This window comes from Ktedonospora formicarum (assembly GCF_016587355.1).
Classification (GTDB): domain Bacteria; phylum Chloroflexota; class Ktedonobacteria; order Ktedonobacterales; family Ktedonobacteraceae; genus Ktedonobacter; species Ktedonobacter formicarum.
The window spans coordinates 867,774-884,864 of the sequence record NZ_BNJF01000002.1 but is presented as its reverse complement, the minus strand read 5'-3'; the positions used below and the strand labels follow the sequence as shown (position 1 = coordinate 884,864).

Here is a 17,091-nt window from a genome sequence, read left to right as displayed (position 1 = left end):
GGCGCTAAGCTTGAGCTAGCGCCACATCCCCCATTCTGTTGACAGCGTCCGGAGAAAGGTTAGATCGAGATGGAATCACAATGGAACCAGACAAGCGGCATTCGCACCTCAGGCGTGCGCGACGGCGCGACCCTCTTCTGCCTGGGCAGTGAGCACCATCCGCTAAAAGCAGAGGAGGAAGTTTGCCCCCTTTGTGGCTATCTAGCTTCGGGCGCGCAATTGGGTATCTATCAGGTATTACGTTGCCTGGGGAGTGGGCGTAGCGGTCATGCCTACCTCGCACTACACATACGCTCGAAACAACAGGTCGTGCTCAAGCTCTTCGCCCCGGACCCAATGAGCATCATGCTATGGGAGCAGGCTCGCCAAGAGGTACGCACGGCCTCCCTGCTCAACCATAGCTCGATCTTACCTATCTCTAGCTGCACCCACTGGCAACCAAGCCATCAACCAGCACAGCAGCGCCCCTTACATGAACTAATTAACGCATATAGCAGTGCTGAACCGTACTTACTGACTCTCTGTCAGTACACCAATGCAAATCTCTCCCAGTTCATCGCCTACTATGAAAAGCCTGAGGCTCAGCAGGCAATACAGGAGCGCGGTCTCTCGCTTCGCGCCCACATCGGAAAACTCATTCAACAGATGGGGTCGGCCCTAAACGCAGCCCACGCCCGTAATCTGGTTCATGGTGCGCTGACACCGGGAAATATTTTGCTCGATGGGCGAGACCGCCTCTGGGTTGGGGATTTCGGCCTGGCCCGTCTTCATCCCCCATTCGCGCCATATCTCGCGCCCGAACTGGAAGGCATCGTACAGCACGGAACACGAATGGGTGACTGGCGCCAGTTCTGGCAAGCACTCTCGCCAGCCAACGATCAATATATGTTGGCCCAGATCTGTCAATTGCTCTTCACACGCCTGCTTCAGCCGAATGAATACGAACGAACACTGCCAATTCTACGCCACGCATCTCAAACTAGGCCCGAACAGCGCTTCGCCAGCATTGAGAGCTTCATTCACGAATTGCTGAACCAATTACAGGATTCAGGTTCTCGTCCAGCAGGTCGCATAAGTAGCCCAAACAACATCAGTTCCGCTGTCTACGCATCCCTTACACCATCAACAGGGAGCAATCCTGCTTATCCATCGCTCGCTAGCTCTGGCAGCTATGGAGGCTACAGCTCACCCTTTCAAGCCAGAAACACCACAGCGGGTTATCACAGTTCTAGCTCACCATCCCAGGTTAGAAACACTACAGCAGGTTATCACAGTGTGCCGGTCACAACCTCCAGCGATGCACGCTCGCAATACAACAAGATGCTCAACTACAGCCTCGCCGCCTCACAACCTGTCTCGCCTGCCGATGAATGGGAGAAGCGCGGCGGCAAACTCTTTACAGAACATGACTTTGCCGGAGCCGTGCGCGCCTATCGCCAGGCCCTTGCTCTCGACAACTACCGCTCAACACTCTGGCAAGCCCTCGGCGATGCCCACTTCGCACTCGAACAATACAAGGAAGCGCTCTCATCTTACGAGCAAGCACTTTCACTCAATCCCAACGACTCAGCCACATGGCTGAATCGTGGCACCGTTCTCGATTCCCTCGGTCGACGCCAGGAAGCTATCGAATGCTACGAGCGCGCCGACCAACTCGACTCTTAGAAACGAGGCACGTAATGCATAATCCAGCAACTTATACACTCATTCAGGGCTGTGCCCTGCTCGCGCCCACAGAGCCCAACCACCTGCTTTATGATCAGGATATCTTAATTATTGGGAACCATATTCAGGAGGTCGGACCCGCTGGCACCCTCTGCTATAATCCCTTACAGATCGACCGAGTGCTCGCAGGTCAAGATCGCCTGGTCATACCGGGGATGATTAATGCCCACACTCACTCGCTGGAGAATGTACTCAAAGCAACATCTCCATCTCTACCACTTGAACTCTGGCTAGTTCCCCTCTTCGGTAACACCTTTGAGTGGACGCCACGTATGGCCTACCTGAGTGCCGCCCTTGGCGCGCTGGAGATGCTTAAAAGTGGCACTACGACAGTGCTTGACCACCTCTGGACACCCTCGGGCGTCTCAGAACCCTTTCTTAACGCGGTCATGCAGGCATATGAAGACGTGGGCATACGCGCAGCGGTCGCGCCATCAATTGAGGACCAGGATCTCCTACTTACCAGTGGCCTACAGCAAGGTTTCGATTTTCCCGAGCATCCCTTTACTGATCGCTTTGACCTCTGGCCCCCTATTGAAGAGCAGCTAGACACACTTGAGCAGTTTATCGCGCGCTGGCATAATACCGCGTCTGGTCGCCTGCGCTGCCTGGTCGGACCCAGCGGTATCCACTGGTGTAGCCAAACGCTTCTAGCTCACTGCAATGATTTAGCTGATCACTACGAAACAGGGCTACATATCCATGCCGTAGAGACAGCCCTGCAAGCTCAGATCATCCGTGACTATCTTGGAAAAGATGGCATCGCCTATCTGGCGGATCAGAACGTCCTACGTCCTGGAACCTCGCTAGCGCACGCTATCTGGCTGGCTCCTGGTGACCTGGAACGCATCGCTCTCTCAGGCGCGACCCTGGTACATAACCCGGTAAGCAATCTGCGCTTAGGCAGCGGTCGCTTCCCACTCAAGCGCGCACTCGACCTGGGTGTAAGCGTATCTCTTGGCTGCGACGGCTCCGCTAGCAATGACAACCAGAACATGTTCAGTGTGCTCAAACTGGCAGGACTGCTCCACAATTATCCCAGGTTAGACTATAAGCAATGGCCGAGCGCGGCTGCGATTTTCTCGGCAGCTACCACTGGTGGAGCCTCCGCGCTTGGTCAATCCACAGAGTTAGGCACAATTGCGTCAGGGCAACTGGCGGATCTTGTAATGTTGGACCTGAGCAGTACGGCCTTCCTGCCCTTACGCGACCCCTATCTCCACCTCGTCTATTGCGAGCCCGGACCTGCTGTAGAAACTGTCATCGTGCATGGTGAGGTTGTTGTCGAACAAGGACATCTAACACGCCTGGACGAAACCGAACTGGCGCATGAGATTCGCGAACGCTGCCGCCACGATCTGCCCGACACACCCGCGCTCCCAGAGCCTGTCGCCAACACTCAGGCTGTCATGGCACAAATCGATACTTTACGCCGTCTTACTCTGCGTCGCGGCAAACCAGCTATTGCCCATCTCATGTAAATGAGTAAATTACTCACCCTTTATGAGTTAATATAGATAGTAGTATCTGTATCTTCACACATTATTGTGTTCCATCATTTACGGAAAGGACGCCTATTTTCATGGAAAACTCAATGCCTAAAGAACGCCTCGACGCCCCCGCAGACTTTGTAGCGGAAGAACAGCCTGCACGCGTAAGCTACAGCCTTCGCTACACTGGTCTTCCGGCATTGGGGCAACTGGTCGCCGTCGCCGTCGCAGCCGCCGTGTATACGGTGCTCTCATGGCTTTCAATCCCGATACCATCCGGTATCCCCCTGGTTTCAGCACTCTTCGTCGCCATAGGCTTTGGCATTCCTTTCGCGCTCTGGTTTGGCGGCTGGGCCTTTGTCATCGCCTATCTTGGCAACTTCCTGGGTGCGGGTCTACTCGCCCCCCAGCCACTTCCCCTGCCCGTCGCGCTCTGGTTTGGTACCGTTGACCTGATCCAGTTGGGGCTACCCATGCTGCTGTATCGCTTGTTCGCGTCTCGCTTCGGCGTTAGCTCCATTGGTAAAGATATCCTGACGCTGCGCGGCTTTATCTTCTTCGTCTGCTGCGCCGTGCTACCAGGTAATATCATCGGTGGCCTCTATGGTAACTTCATCCTTGTCGCCTCGGGCACTGCCCCCGCCGACACGCTCCTCCCTGGCTGGTTGGTATGGTCAATCTCCAACATCGTTGTCACCCTTATCATTGGCCCAATCCTTCTACGCACTCTCAGCCCTGTCGTTGAACGCTCTGGCCTCACCATCCGCAATCTCCTCAACTAGTCCTCTAATTTTAAAAAGGGACAGATATAAATGCCGAAAGATTTAGCACTTATATCTGTCCCTTTTCCATTAGAAAGTTCTGAGCGTCGCCTGCCTCCTTATGACAATCTACATTTAACTTGATATGTCGGTTTACCTATCTTCACCTGCCTGCTTCTTATACCAGCGAATAGTCGTACTCAGAGCTTCCTTAAGTGGTGTCGCACGCAAACCAAAAGCCTCCTCTATAGCATGGGAATCGACGATTTGCGGCTCTTTGTATTGGTAGAAGAGCTCCTCATACTCTGAGACAAAAGTTTCATCGAAAATCCTCTGTTCGCGTGCCTTCTCGATGGAATCTACTGTGAAGATCCCAAGAGGATATCCAAGCTCCTCCGAAATCAGCTTGAGTACTTCGCGCGTTGAGACAGCAGGAACAACTGGCAAGAGCCACTCCTTACCCAACGCCTCATCATTCTCACCTAACGTAGCCAGACCACGCGCGATATCCGGCATATAGCTATAGCTGTGGGGCAAATCGATATCTCCAAGCGCCAGAACAGGCTCACCCTTAAGCGCGCCAGGAAAAACAAACTGGCCCAGGGTTGAATTGAGTACACTCGGCCCGAAGAAGTCAGCAGCCCGTCCTAGAGCAACCCGTATCTTACCAACGCGATGTGCCTGTAGATAGCCCCAGGCTAATTGTGCTCGTAATCTTCCTTTACGTGAGGTAGCAACGTGAGGCGTATTCTCAGTCATAGGACGCCCATGGGTTTCCCCATACAGATAGAGTGTATCAATCACAACTAATTTTGCCCCGAAAGCTGCGGCGCTTTCAATCATGTTCTCCTGCAAGCGAGGTAGGATCTCAGGCCAAGTTTCATAGGGTGCATGGGTCGCGTTATAAATGACCTCTGCCCCCTGACTGACCTCCTGAGCAGTGGCCAACTTTGAGGCATCTCCAGCCACCAGTTCCGCGCCCTCTGGTACATTCCCTTTTCCACTCCGATTAACCAGACGCACATGCTTACCCCGAGCGATCAATTCTTCTGCCAGCGATACTCCAACCGGTCCTGTCCCAAAGATTACATGCAATTGATTCTCCGTGCTCATTTTCAAGCTCCTTTTTCTTAACGTTGATAAATTTTCTAACTTTGTTAGATTAAAAAAACAAGCTACTAGCCTGGTCCACCGGAAAAGCTCCATGTATTCAATAGACTGTGCCCAACTTGCCGAGCCATCAACTCTACACGGAGGCTCTCCTCCTGTGAGCGGCCCATAACATATAAGCTAACAAGCCCATGCAAACAGGCCCAGAGTAGTTCTACCGCCTCCTCTGGATTCTTCAACGTGACTTCCTTCGCTTTTGCCCACACCTCTAGAGCCTCTAATGTAATCTGACATACTTCATATGCTGCCTGCATACGTGCCTGCGAATCCAGAGGCACCCCTCCCAATCCATGCATCACCTGATAAAGTTCAGGGTACGCACGTGCAAACTGGCAATAAGCGTCGCCAATCCGCAAAAGATGCTCCTCGGGCTCCACCGCCGCCTGACTGGCATGCCGCATCGTCGCAGCTAGCTCGCTAAAACCCTCTCGTAGCAGCGCAAGCAGAAGATCATCCTTACTGGAGAAATACTCATACACCATAGGCGAACTATATTGTATCTGCTCAGCTATCTTGCGAATCGTGACCGCTGACCAATCCTCCCGCCGAGCCAAACGCCGCGCCGCGTCCAAAATCCCCCGCCTCATAGCCTGCTTCTCCAAATCACGCCGCTTCTTCAAATTCAATTTTTTACTCCTGTAAGAAAATCTAACTTTGTTAGAAACAATTGTAGCATCAGAAATAACAAAAATCAAGATCTCGTACCTCACTTGAGAAAGTGTAGGCTACCATTCATGATTGGTAGCAGCTTAAAACGGGGGAGCTAGTAGTCGTCTCTTTGTTTGAGAAACAACTACTAGCTCCCCAGTCACAAATGCCTGCATATCCAATCACACTTGAGCAAACACGTCCTTACGCTCCCTACACATTGTGCGCGCAAGCCCCATTTTTGCTCAGGTATACACCAGACCAATCATCCGGGGGAAGCTGATCGAGAGCACTGATATTCCAACCTTGCAGACATGGTTTGACTACAAAGGACTTCACGTTCTGAAATAGTGGTATCCATGCCACATCATTAATAAGGCGCTGCTCAATTTCGGCATACCGGCTATAACGCTGCTGCTGATCAGCAATACTATCAGCCTGAGCCATCATCGCCTGGGTCTCCTGTTGTTGAGAGGAGTCACTAGCGCTATTCTGACCATAATTCTGGGCGTTATTTGGCGTACCACGCCCAAACTGAGGCGCAAGCGTCGCGTGAGGGTCAGGATAGTCAACGTTCCAGCTAAGACGCCAGATCCCTAGTCCTTGTGGATTGTTCAGCGTATTCTGAATATCTCCATAATACTTCGCGCCATTGACATCATTAATCCTCACGTCAATATTCAGTACGTCCTTCCACATCGTACGGATAGCGTTGTACTCATCCTTGATATTCGCATCCGAGGGGATACCACTGTAGACCTCAAAGTTTATATTCCTGAACACATCACGCGTCAACCCCTCCTCCTGCAAACCCTCATCAAGCAACTGGCGAGACCTCTGCTCATTCCCCATAGTAGTGGTCACACCATCTGGCCCTGTCAGTGTAGGCGCATAGCCAGGAATGCCCGAGGGAATAATATTATTGGTCGGACGCATGGTTCCATCATAAATCGTGCGCGCTAGCACGTCTTTGTTAATAGCCAGAGCCAATGCCTGGCGCACTTTGATGTTATCTAACGGCTTCACAAGGTAGTTCAGCGCATAATAATATGTCAGCAAGCCCGGAGTTTGGCGCAACTGACTACCACCCAATCCCCGCGCACGTGCCATCAAGCTAGCGGGCACAGGCGCGATATCAACCTGATTGGCTTCATAGGCACGGTATACCGTCTGGGCATTGATATAAAAGGTCACAATAGCCTTATTCAGGCGTGGTTTAGCACCATAGTAATGAGAATTGGGCTTTAACACAATATAGCGTGTCGCCTGCTTGATTGAATGCTCAATAAACCAGGGGCCAGAACTTCCCCCCTCGCTCATATGACTGGTCCAGTCGGAGCCGTACCGCTCTACAAGCTGCTTCTTCACCACAAAGGCACAACTATTGCTCAGTGCCGATAAGAATGAGAGATCTGGTTGAGCCAGCTTGATAATCACAGTTCGCTCATCTGGCGCGAGTAAGCTGTCACCGATCAATGTCTGCACCTGCCCACTACGTAGTTTATCCGCATCCTTGATAGCCCCCAGGAAGGTCGAAGCTGTAGGTGAGGCGGTAAGAGGCTGGAGCGCCCGATTCAGGCTGTAAATCACGTCCTGAGCGGTAAGGTGAGAACCATCATTAAACATCAATCCAGGCTTCAGCGTAAAAGTCCAGGTCAGCCCACCATCTGTCGCCGTATAGCTAGTTGCGAGTTGCGGGCGAACCTGTAATTTATTATCCAGGCTCACCAACCCTGTTGATGTCATATTCGTTACCAGTAGTGATGCTCGATCACCCGCCTGCGCCGGGTCCAGGCTGCTAAAGTCTGTCTGGCTATTCTCGCCAACCGCCGGAATGATACCCGTCTGCTGATCCACTCCCAGCGGTGCATTGGGTCCACTCAGTAGACTTCCCTGCTGCGCGCACCCCATAAGCATGAATATAAGAAAAGCAAAGATACACAAACGCGACGAACGCGCTCGCCTAGCTGCGATTCCCCTGCACAAGAACTTTATCGCCATATACCGTCCAAACTCCATAAACCATTTTTACCCGCTGCGTAACACAACTAACATACCACTCTCTATGAGAGTCAGCATAACCATACAGCCAGGTATAAAAGAAGCACATCCATAGGCAAGATGCAAGCACATTATATTTGGCGCTAAGCTTTTGCTCGTACCAAATATAATGTGCCTGGACCTCGAATGAGGGCTAATACATATCTTTCAGCCTATCATCTTTAAGGAGATACCAGCCAGATTATAGCAAACATCCTCTCTCTGGCACACTCATACCTGAGCCTTATCTATTCCCAATTCCTCTTTGCTTAATGGTTCGCTTAATGAAGCAAAAAAAGCCACAGGATTATTCCGAGCTTTTGTTGTTTTGCCCACTTTTACGTCGTATTATAGTAGTAGCAAGCTTACAAGAAGCTTGGATAATTTCGCTTCATTCAAGCTAATGGAGTTTCGTATGAAATATGTCAATATCGCGATAGTCGTCCTGGGACTGATCGCCGGTGCCATCATCGGAAGCTTCATCCCACTTGGGAATGGGAATGCCGCCTTAGTAGGAGCCTTGATTCTACCCACGCTGGGCTTCCTGATTCTCTACCTTACCAGACATAAGCGCCATACTCTCTCCCTGGAAACACGCAATCAGCAAAACACGCTCGCACATCAACATGAGCTTAGGGCTGAGAATGGTCGAGCAGGCCTTATTCTCTATGCCATGCAGAAATTCACCAGAACCTCTCAGAATTGATAAATGGGGCATGCTCCTTCTAAGCGAGCATGCCCCATCGCCTCTCTAACCAACCTATCCCTGATAAGTAGTAAACATATAAATCGCGCATTTATGCGAATTTGCTCTAATCTCCTAACTATGCGTCCAGTATTCGAATCATGATCGCATCGTACCCCACATTTTCAGCACTTTCCTTGCCCTCATCCGGTCGCCAGCCTCCCTTAAGGACATTACCATCCTCACTGAATGTCCCGGTGTACTTTGATCCCTCCATCCAGTGCGTTACCACATCATCTTGAACATCCCACCAATAGGGCATTGGCACACCTCCCATGTCCGAATAGACAGTTGAGGAGAATCCCCTGGTCGTTGGATCATAACCGATGACTTCGAGACTCTGACTCTTAAAGCCCTGGAACTCTATTTCTCCACGCAATGCGAGGAAAAAGCCACCTGGCAACCATTCAATGGTAGTTCGCCCGCGAATATTATCTTCCTGGGCATCTAGTGTACGTCCCTTGAGACTCCATGTTCCGACTAACTTATCCAGGCGCCTGAGTGCGGGATCTGGTATAGGTTTCTCGGGTAGTATCGTCTCGTCGTTCGCCATTTGGAACTCCTTCCCTGCTTGCAATACCTTTAACACAGTATATAGACATAGTAGCCAGAACATCCAGTTTATAGCAAGAAAAGTAGAGAAGCTTCTCCAATCTTGCTCGCAACAAGAAGGCCTATCTCCTCTGATGAAGCAATCGCTCACGCCTCGCGCGACCATATGCGAGCCTGGCGCTTGCGCGACGATATTTGGTTGGCATTTCGCGTCAACCTGTTCACGTTCGCGTTTTCTAATGCTATACTGTTAGAAGTATTGGTCAGTGGCGTCACAATTCGCCCTGGCAGATGAAAGGCTCTCCACTCCGCCCAGTAAAGAAAAAGGAGGCTTGCGACAGGCTCTCATAATCATGAAGGATATCCTCCTTACACTTTATTAAGAGCCACTCGCAGATGCTTATGGACGAACACAAGCAACCAGAACTCGACCTGACTCCACAAAAAGCGGCTATCGTTGATACCGCTCCTATAACCGACGAAGGCGATGATGAGTACGATTCTGAAATTGAGGCCCTGCTCGATCAAACCTTCGCTGACGTTACGGATTATATGTCCGAGGAGGAAGCCACCGAATACCTGGCAAACATCCTAGAGGGCGGCGAGATTGAGCATGAAGCCTCGCTCTTTGACCGCATCACTCCCTACGTGATGGAGAATCTCAAGGTCACTAACTATCGACCTGATCAGGCGGTACGCGAAGCTTCACTGGCTCAGAAGAGCATGTGGCGACCCGGCGACGGTGAAATTTCCTATCTCGCCTCCAACATGCTTGAGGTTTATCTCGGCACTCCCGAACGTCCCCTGGAGATACCTCAAGCCCTCAAACAAATACGTCAGTTGAGCGAGAGCACAGTCCTGACCGCACGTATTCTGCTCGGCCTTTGGAACATTCGCCGTCATAACGACCGTGTCTCCAAAAATGGGAGCGTGCCAGTGCTACTCGACGAGATCCTACAATGGCAGGGACTCAAAAAACATAGTCGTGTGGCCCATCCTGGTACCGCCAAACGCTATACTGATGGCTATCGAACGGAGCAGAAACGCCGTGTGCTTCAAGACCTGACACTGCTGGCATCCTGTAATGTACGCGGGAACTGCACGATTACTGTACGTGGCAAATCCGTTCCTATACAGGTCGATGGTCCCTATATGCGCTACTCGGTCGTCAGCCGCAAGGCCCTTACGGATGACAAGATCATCATTGGCTTCCTTGTCTCACCTGGGGATTGGATCAGCACTTATGAAGAACATCAGAACTATTACCTGGCTGAGATTGATAGCCAGATCTTCAAGCTGAACCCACAAAATGATCGCTACTCGCTACGCATCGCTCTCTACCTCACAGAACGCTGGCGTGAGCAGGCCAAACAAGGAAACTTTAGCGCTCCTATCGCCATGTCGGAGCTTCTGGCCGCTAGTATGATTGAGGTCGATGAGCGTCACATGACAACGCGCTTTGTGCCTAACATAGAAGCAGCCCTCGCCAAGCTCGAAAATATGGGCATCGTAGGCAAGCAGATTTGCCTGACGGAGGTTAACAAAGATCAGACACGCTGGAGTAAAGACTGGCTCGCCTCCCGCTGGGAGATTCTCCCCCCTCTTAAGCTTATTCAAGAGTATCAGGCTTTGAATAGCCCTCAGCGTAAGCGACCTCGCCGCGTTCGCGCCCGCGAGGTATCTAAAGAGAAGGAATAGGTATCTTCATTTACTATAAATGCGTGCTCCCTATCATTCAGGGAGCACGCATTCTCATTTCATCCACGAATCTTCACTTAGATACACATGAACTATGCTAAACAATCAGGCTATCAGGGTTGACGATCCATAAAGCCCATGTGACCCCGCTCAGAAACGTAATCAACTAATGTAGTATTCATCTCCCACCTCCAATTTCCAGAATTGTCCCAGTTGTGTATGATGCCGCTGGCGAGAGCAGCCATAGCACACCCTCAGCTACTTCCTCCGCTGTCCCAGCCCGTTGCATAGGTACGGTTGGACTCATGCGCTCAACACGATCAGGAGCTCCACTCAAAGCGTGCAATTCGGTTTCTATGAGCCCAGGAGCGACAGCATTGACACGAATACCTTCCTGGGCAACCTCGCGCGCCAACCCAATAGTAAAGCTATTAATCGCTCCCTTAGACGCAGCATAATGGACCCACTCACCAGTTCCACCAAGACGCGCGGCAAGCGATGAAATATTAACAATCGCTCCTCCCCTGCCTCCACGACGCAATGACATGTTTTTTACGGCCTCACGCGCACACAATATTGCTCCAGTAATATTGACTTCTAGTACGCGCCTGATTGTTTCCGCCTGTACTTCCTCGACACGCGCAAAACCACCAGTAATCCCAGCATTATTAACAAGACCTTGTAACGGTCCCAATTCACTCATGGTTGTCTCGAAGATGCGCATGACATCATCTTCACTCGCAACATCTCCTTGAATAGCGATAGCCCGACCACCAGATGCTATGATCTGCAAAACCACTTCTTGAGCGGCGGTTTCGCCCTTCGCAAAGTTCACGGCTACAGGAAAGCCATGCGCCCCTACAAGTCTGGCTACAGCAGCACCAATACCCCGACTGGCTCCAGTTACAATGACTGCTCCCTGCTCTCCTTTATTCCATTCGCCCATATGCATTCTCTCCTCAAAATTAGCGTTAATTGCTCTATTTCAAACCCACCGTTACCATACACGTTGTTAAGGTAATCCACAAGCCTATACTCGCCCAAAGCTAACCCTTACGTGAGAAAACCCTTCATTCTCTATTAGGCAAAAGAGATTCCAATCCCCACCAGGGTCGGGTGCATTGTATTAATCAGTAATACAATAATCATACAGCCATAGCGGCTTGTTAGTAGTACAAATGTACTTCGATCGCATATATGTTTGAAAGATATTTTGCTCTACAGATACTCTAGTACCAGGATTTTTGGTTAGCCAAATTACCCCCATTTCGAGCGAAATCCCCACCAGGGTCGGGTGCATTGTGAGGTTAAAAGTGGCGTTTTCGAGGTATTGAGACATGCTATTTTCTATTACATTTTTACGATTGTTCTACTTACTTTTGGAAAATTCCTGGCTTTTCTTTTAGCTTCAATCGATAAAATTCCCCCACCACCGTTGGGTGCATTGTGAACTCTTTATATCGCTTGCTATGTGCTATAACATAGCTCTTTTCAGCTCTCGTTTTGTGCTCTTACCCCCACCACTGTTGGGTGCATTACAGCACACTTTTCATGCTCTTACCCCCACCACTGTTGGGTGCATTACAGCACACTTTTCGTGCTCTTACCCCCACCACTGTTGGGTGCATTACAGCACACTTTTCGTGCTCTTACCCCCACCATCGTTGGGTGCATTACAGCCATCTTCTTGCACTTTTGGCCCCACCATCGTTGGGTGCATTCCAGCTCTCGTTTCGTGCTCTTCCCCCCACCATCGTTGGGTGCATTCCGGCTCTCGTTTCGTGCTCTTCCCCCCACCACTGTTGGGTGCATTACAGCACACTTTTCGTGCTCTTACCCCCACCATCGTTGGGTGCATTCCAACTGAAAGCTGATGCATCGTTGTGAAAGCATATATTATGTTTACCCCATCGTAGTTAGGTGCATTTCACGATTGGAGTAGGACATAAAAACAACTACAAAAAGCCATTTTGACGCTCACTACCCCACCACTGTTGGGTGCATTCCGTCCCTCACTTCACTGCCATGTTACACATCAATATATATTTTCTACCCAATCTTCCCCACCACTGTTGGGTGCAAATCATCTCTTGCTTTGCGCTCCTTCCTCCACCGATGATGGGTGCATTCCAACTCTCGTTTCATGCTCTTCCCCCCACCACTGTTGGGTGCATTCCGGCTCTCGTTTCGTGCTCTTCCCCCCACCACTGTCGGGTGCATTCCAGCGCATTTTTCGTGCTCTTACCCCCACCATCGTTGGGTGCAAATCATCTCTTGCTTTGCGTTTTTGCCCCCACCACTGTTGGGTGCATTCCAGCTCTCGTTTCGTGCCCTTACCCCCACCACTGTCGGGTGCAAATCATCTCTTGTTTTGCATTTTTGCCCCCACCACTGTTGGGTGCATTCCACAATAATATTGTTCATTTGTAGCAAGCATGCCAAAGGGATGTTTATCGCAACCGATCCCCACCGCTGTTAGGTGTATTTCTCAGTTCACGATTAGCGTAAATAAACTAAAAAACGATTCTTTATCTTCGTTTGCATTACATTTCCCTCTTCTTTTTATCCAATCATGTAAGTGATTACCCTCTCCCAACCTCCATATTATTTATATTATTTGTTAAGTCACATAACATTTGCGCTTTTTTTTCCTGGCTCTTGACATTGCTCCTAGCATTGTGATACTTGGCCATTTGCGGCCTTATGAAGCAAAAAATAGCTCATACCCAAAAGTCATAACGCGACCCCCACCGGAGTGTGGTGAAAACCCCACCAGAGTGTGGTGAAAACCCCACCGTCTGATGGTGCAAATTTGAGCTCAAAAGGCAAACACCAGAAAACGACTAAATAGCAATTACTGCACTAGTAAAATTCTTCTTCAGAGTGTACTATGTGTTTTACACAAAAGTTGAAGGTCCGGGGAGCATTTTGCTTTCTGCGAGTCGATCAATGCTTAAAATTTTTTAAAGGTGAAGGGTTTGAAAATTATTCTCGCCTTCACTTATTTACACAACCCAACATAAAGTCACAATGGCTTATCAGGCCATTGTAAGCAAACAATTAGCAGGTAATGCAGCCTGCTTCACGATACTGGCCCATTCATGGTTATTGGTAGATAGTGTTTTAGGGGGTTTGTATGGCCGAGCCATATCCGTCCAATCAAGTGAATAATTTGCAAGAAACCTTTGACCCTCCAGACCTGGACACACAGGTGGGAGTAGGTACAATTTCACCCACTGGCGTTGATATTCAGCAGGTGAACCCGGCAATCTTTCACGTTGTGGATAAAATCTTCGCCAAACCCTTAAAGGGGCTAGAATTTCTTAGCCTGATCCTGACACAGGCTGAGGTCAAACAAGAGGCGCTCACGGATGCCACAACGCAAACACCAATAGCTTACGCAGTTATTACACTACAAAACATACGAGAGCTCGCGCATCGCATTCATTGGGGCTATGACACAACCCATAAGTATGTGATAACTTTTTGCGCACTCAATCTCTTATTTAAGCGCCGTTTCAGCAATCATATTGAGCTACTTTTCCCATTACAGCACTATAATCTGCCTTCATCACTTAATGAGCTTGATCGCTTGCTGCTAAAGAGCCGCCCTAAAGTTCAGCAATTTGCTCGGCGCTTACGTGAACGTTGTGTTTTGTATAACACCTTCGCCCCTTTAATCAATGAGGATCCTAAATCTGGCATCGTTTCCCTATCACCTGAGCAAGAACTTGTGTCTCAGCTTCATTCCATCTTATGCGCTGAGAACATCGAGGTCGAACGCCGCCAACGCCTGGTCAAGCGCATCTCCAGCGAGATTGTTAGCAAGCTGCTAACGCACCCGACTGTTCAGGTCTCATCCTCTCCCAAACAGGGTAGACTCCGCGCAACCAACACCCAAATAGCCCCAACAGTCGTAGAGTCTACTTTTTCCGGTAGACTTTTACCCAAAACTAAAACAGCAAATGAGCATGAGTCTACCATTACGGTAGACTCAGCTCCTTCTCGCGTTGAAAACTTTGTTAGTGAGTCTACCACATCGGTAGACTCCATAGCATTAGAAATCATTGATCGCGATGGCAATACTCAAAAGTCTACCGATGTGGTAGACTCTAACCCTTCTCAGGATAAAAAACAGGCTCATGAGCCTACCACATCGGTAGACTTTACGCCTCGATCCTTGGATATTTCCGAAGAACACTTCTCAAAGTCTACTCCGCTGGTAGACTCTGTACCTTCTCGCATTGAGAGTTATGCCCCAGAGTCTACCAGCCACGGTAGACTCATACAAAAAAATATTGCACCTGGGGCGTATGAGTCTACCAAGCATCATATGGTAGACTCTCCTTCCCAAGCACATAGAACACACAAAAAGCCCACATCTCTTCACGATTTAATCAAAAACGCGCGTACTCAGGGCGCACCAGTAGACTTCACACCACCTTCCGAGCTTGAGTCTACCTCGCACCTTGAGTTGCAAGATCCTGCTTCCAACCAGGAGGTAGCCTCCCTAACAACGGTAGACTCTCAAACCTGCCGACCAGCTCAAAATCTACCAGCCACAGTAGACTCGAAGAACGAGGCAAACACAGAGATTGAGAATATCATCACCGAGTCTACTACCGAGATACTCAACACGGTAGACTTTGAGGGCAATAAGGCCATAAAACTGCTTAAAGACCCATCAGCTTACTCTCGCGAATTCTTGGCACTATACGTAACGTTAAACGTAAACGAATTTATTACAATAATTTATAAAAATAATAATAATACTAACGTTACGTTACGTAAGGACCTACAAATGTTTCTAGCTGAGGTTTTCGAAGGTAACCGATCAGCCTGGCATAATCATCAGAAACTGCTTAAGACTGTAAATGCTCATGCGCTTGCTTCTGGTTTTGTGTATACCTTGCTCTGTCTTATTAATCCCAGTGGTAGAACTATTCACAACCCCGCAGGGCTCTTTACTAGCCGTTGCAAAATGTTCATGGAGAACAAGATTAATGATAGGCTGGATGAGGTAGAGCATCTATTGCAAATGACCTGTGAGCAGATATGTGTCTATCTCGAAAATCCATATGTGAAAGCGGAAGGACTTAGCCCATTCTTGCAGAAGCTACATCAGGAAACCAAGGCAAATTCAGGTGCGAAAGTAAAGAAAAGGGGTGGAAAATCATTTTATCGAGAAGACAATTTTTCTTCAACAAAACTTTATGGATTAGAGAAAAAATAAACATGAAAAGTAAAAGACTTATTGTCGGATTGTAAAGAGAAAGTTAGCGTGTAAGATGTTTCATAGGCATCTAGCAAATTATAAACGACCAACTCACCTACCAGGCCAGCGTAGCACCGTTTTTGCCAGGCATATAGCTTCACTTGCGGAAAATGAGCGAACCCTTATGCAGGAGCGTTTGCTTGCTCGCCATCAAGGTGGTGAATGTATTGGTTGCAATCATCAAGGGGTACCACTGGGAGTCGATGGAAGAGAACTACCTGTCATACGTGAGTTCAATGGCTTCTTTGCTCCAGCTGAATACTGTGATTGCGAACTGGGAGTACGTTATCAGCATCTTATCAAACGCGAGCGTGAAGAGTATCGCAGACAGAGCCTACTTGATGATTATCATTATGCTTGTAAGCTCTTTGAACCAGCCCTCCTTACCCCCTCGAAGACAAAAACTGGTTTACCTTATACTCTTGAGAGCTGGCCACTTCACTTTGGTAGCTCACGCGTAAAAGCAAACGAGGAATATCAACCCGCCTACGAGGCACGTGTCAAGCTTTTAGAGGCTGCTAAGAACTTTGTAAAAGATCAGCAGCTCGAAGATAAAGTGAGCTGCTATGGTCTTTGCCTTCAAGGCTATCCTGGCGTTGGTAAGACTGGACTTATCCTGGGTCTTGCAGCCTCCCTAGCCGAAACTGGGCAGCATATGCTCTCACTTTACACACCTCTCCTGCTCTCTCACTTTCAGGCGACGGATCAACAGGAAAAAATGTTGAGCACACTGCGCAGAATACCTTTGCTGTTTCTGGATAATCTTGGTGATTCTCAATCAATGGATCCTGCCCCTTACTATATTCGCAAATTTCTTGAGGACATTTTTGATGCTCGCTACACTACCCACCTACCTATCATGGTTACGACTAACCTGGATGCCGAGCAGCTTGAGTGCCAATTCGGTGACGCGGTTGTCTCACGTTTGCGTGGTTTGTGCAGATTGGTGGAAGTTCCCGGAGTCGATTTACGTTAGGAGGATACCTT

Annotated in this window: 12 protein-coding genes; 7 read left to right on the top strand and 5 right to left on the bottom strand. The window is 49.4% G+C overall.

Annotated elements, in window-relative coordinates; all coding sequences use genetic code 11:
- The first annotated feature begins 69 nt into the window (after positions 1-69).
- The 3 genes from K3T82_RS22720 (at position 70) to K3T82_RS22710 (ending at position 3,997) form a co-directional block, all read left to right on the top strand.
- Positions 70-1,665, top strand: coding sequence for a tetratricopeptide repeat protein (locus K3T82_RS22720; RefSeq protein ID WP_220195838.1), 1,596 nt, complete (start codon positions 70-72; stop codon positions 1,663-1,665).
- 14 nt (positions 1,666-1,679) lie between these two features.
- A complete protein-coding gene (locus K3T82_RS22715; protein ID WP_220195837.1) occupies positions 1,680-3,206 on the top strand; it encodes an amidohydrolase family protein in 1,527 nt (508 codons plus the stop codon).
- A 113-nt stretch (positions 3,207-3,319) separates the two neighbouring features.
- Positions 3,320-3,997 carry a hypothetical protein gene (locus K3T82_RS22710; RefSeq protein WP_220195836.1) on the top strand — a complete coding sequence of 226 codons (678 nt, stop codon included), beginning with the start codon at positions 3,320-3,322 and terminating at the stop codon, positions 3,995-3,997.
- Positions 3,998-4,129: 132 nt separating this feature from the next.
- On the opposite strand, the gene K3T82_RS22705 is transcribed toward K3T82_RS22710, so the two are convergent.
- The 3 genes from K3T82_RS22705 to K3T82_RS22695 form a co-directional block, all read right to left on the bottom strand.
- A complete protein-coding gene (locus K3T82_RS22705) occupies positions 4,130-5,089 on the bottom strand; it encodes an NAD-dependent epimerase/dehydratase family protein (protein ID WP_220195835.1) in 960 nt (319 codons plus the stop codon).
- Between the two features lie 65 nt (positions 5,090-5,154).
- Positions 5,155-5,772, bottom strand: coding sequence for a TetR/AcrR family transcriptional regulator (locus tag K3T82_RS22700; protein WP_220195834.1), 618 nt, complete (start codon positions 5,770-5,772; stop codon positions 5,155-5,157).
- Between the two features lie 235 nt (positions 5,773-6,007).
- Entirely contained in the window at positions 6,008-7,795 is a 1,788-nt protein-coding gene (locus K3T82_RS22695; RefSeq protein ID WP_220195833.1) for a peptide ABC transporter substrate-binding protein, read from the bottom strand.
- Positions 7,796-8,249: 454 nt separating this feature from the next.
- On the opposite strand from K3T82_RS22695, the gene K3T82_RS22690 reads away from it, so the two are divergent.
- Complete coding sequence (locus K3T82_RS22690; RefSeq protein ID WP_220195832.1) at positions 8,250-8,540, top strand: SoxR reducing system RseC family protein; 291 nt, start codon at positions 8,250-8,252, stop codon at positions 8,538-8,540.
- Positions 8,541-8,658: 118 nt separating this feature from the next.
- On the opposite strand, the gene K3T82_RS22685 is transcribed toward K3T82_RS22690, so the two are convergent.
- Complete coding sequence (locus tag K3T82_RS22685; RefSeq protein ID WP_220195831.1) at positions 8,659-9,132, bottom strand: DUF1579 family protein; 474 nt, start codon at positions 9,130-9,132, stop codon at positions 8,659-8,661.
- Positions 9,133-9,527: 395 nt separating this feature from the next.
- Here K3T82_RS22685 and K3T82_RS22680 point away from each other — a divergent pair, with 395 nt between their 5' ends.
- Complete coding sequence (locus K3T82_RS22680; protein WP_220195830.1) at positions 9,528-10,829, top strand: hypothetical protein; 1,302 nt, start codon at positions 9,528-9,530, stop codon at positions 10,827-10,829.
- Between the two features lie 178 nt (positions 10,830-11,007).
- Here the strand turns inward: K3T82_RS22680 and K3T82_RS22675 are convergent, their stop codons facing one another.
- The gene (locus K3T82_RS22675; RefSeq protein ID WP_220195829.1) at positions 11,008-11,775 is read right to left on the bottom strand and encodes an SDR family oxidoreductase; all 768 of its coding nucleotides are present in this window, start codon (positions 11,773-11,775) and stop codon (positions 11,008-11,010) included.
- Between the two features lie 2,190 nt (positions 11,776-13,965).
- On the opposite strand from K3T82_RS22675, the gene K3T82_RS22670 reads away from it, so the two are divergent.
- Complete coding sequence (locus K3T82_RS22670; RefSeq protein WP_220195828.1) at positions 13,966-16,062, top strand: hypothetical protein; 2,097 nt, start codon at positions 13,966-13,968, stop codon at positions 16,060-16,062.
- A 166-nt stretch (positions 16,063-16,228) separates the two neighbouring features.
- Positions 16,229-17,080 (top strand): ATP-binding protein, encoded by an 852-nt coding sequence (locus K3T82_RS22665; protein ID WP_220195827.1) that lies wholly within the window; start codon positions 16,229-16,231, stop codon positions 17,078-17,080.
- Positions 17,081-17,091: the final 11 nt, after the last annotated feature.

Coding starts and splice junctions, on each gene's coding strand:
- K3T82_RS22720 (WP_220195838.1), top strand. CDS start 70: ATGGAATCACAATGGAACCAGACAAGCGGCATTCGCACCTCAGGCGTG.
- K3T82_RS22715 (WP_220195837.1), top strand. CDS start 1,680: ATGCATAATCCAGCAACTTATACACTCATTCAGGGCTGTGCCCTGCTC.
- K3T82_RS22710 (WP_220195836.1), top strand. CDS start 3,320: ATGCCTAAAGAACGCCTCGACGCCCCCGCAGACTTTGTAGCGGAAGAA.
- K3T82_RS22705 (WP_220195835.1), bottom strand. CDS start 5,089: ATGAGCACGGAGAATCAATTGCATGTAATCTTTGGGACAGGACCGGTT.
- K3T82_RS22695 (WP_220195833.1), bottom strand. CDS start 7,795: ATGGCGATAAAGTTCTTGTGCAGGGGAATCGCAGCTAGGCGAGCGCGT.
- K3T82_RS22690 (WP_220195832.1), top strand. CDS start 8,250: ATGAAATATGTCAATATCGCGATAGTCGTCCTGGGACTGATCGCCGGT.
- K3T82_RS22685 (WP_220195831.1), bottom strand. CDS start 9,132: ATGGCGAACGACGAGACGATACTACCCGAGAAACCTATACCAGATCCC.
- K3T82_RS22680 (WP_220195830.1), top strand. CDS start 9,528: ATGCTTATGGACGAACACAAGCAACCAGAACTCGACCTGACTCCACAA.
- K3T82_RS22675 (WP_220195829.1), bottom strand. CDS start 11,775: ATGGGCGAATGGAATAAAGGAGAGCAGGGAGCAGTCATTGTAACTGGA.
- K3T82_RS22670 (WP_220195828.1), top strand. CDS start 13,966: ATGGCCGAGCCATATCCGTCCAATCAAGTGAATAATTTGCAAGAAACC.
- K3T82_RS22665 (WP_220195827.1), top strand. CDS start 16,229: ATGCAGGAGCGTTTGCTTGCTCGCCATCAAGGTGGTGAATGTATTGGT.